1 protein-coding gene is annotated in these 432 nt (G+C 47.2%); it reads left to right on the forward strand.

Going from position 1 to position 432, the window contains the following annotated elements; translation table 11 throughout:
- Positions 1–65: 65 nt before the first annotated feature.
- Positions 66–416, forward strand: coding sequence for a DUF2750 domain-containing protein (locus TW77_RS23955; protein ID WP_046007492.1), 351 nt, complete (start codon positions 66–68; stop codon positions 414–416).
- The last annotated feature ends 16 nt before the right edge of the window (positions 417–432 follow it).

The following is a 432-nucleotide window of genomic DNA, read 5'->3' on the forward strand; positions in this document are numbered from 1 at the left end:
CTCCTTCAAATTGAACAAGTACTAAGTGAAATTGGTATCAGCTCTGACAACTATGGAAATACACCATGAGTGACATCGAATTAGAATCGGAAGTAGTCAATTTTGTCGTAACCGCAAAAGAGCAGGAGCAGGTTTGGGCGCTGGGCTCAGATGATGGCGGCCTGGTTGTGGTTGACTCAAATCAGTTTGAAGAGTCAGACGTATTGCTACTTTGGGATAACGAAGACAACGCGAAGGCACAGTGCCGCGACGAGTGGGCAGATTTCAAGCCGATCGCCATCTCTTTGAATGAGCTACTCGACGAGTGGATTGAAGACTTGCGCGACGACAACGCATTACTGGGCCTGAACTGGAATGATGAAAACGTCTGTACCGAGATTGAACCAGTCGGTCTGGCTCGTGCCCTGTCAGAATAATACCAATTTGCTTAAT

It is taken from the genome of Pseudoalteromonas rubra (assembly GCF_000967655.1).
Taxonomy (GTDB): Bacteria; Pseudomonadota; Gammaproteobacteria; order Enterobacterales; family Alteromonadaceae; genus Pseudoalteromonas; species Pseudoalteromonas rubra_A.

Excerpts from the sequence above, each read along its gene's own strand:
- TW77_RS23955 (WP_046007492.1), top strand. The coding sequence starts at position 66 with ATGAGTGACATCGAATTAGAATCGGAAGTAGTCAATTTTGTCGTAACC.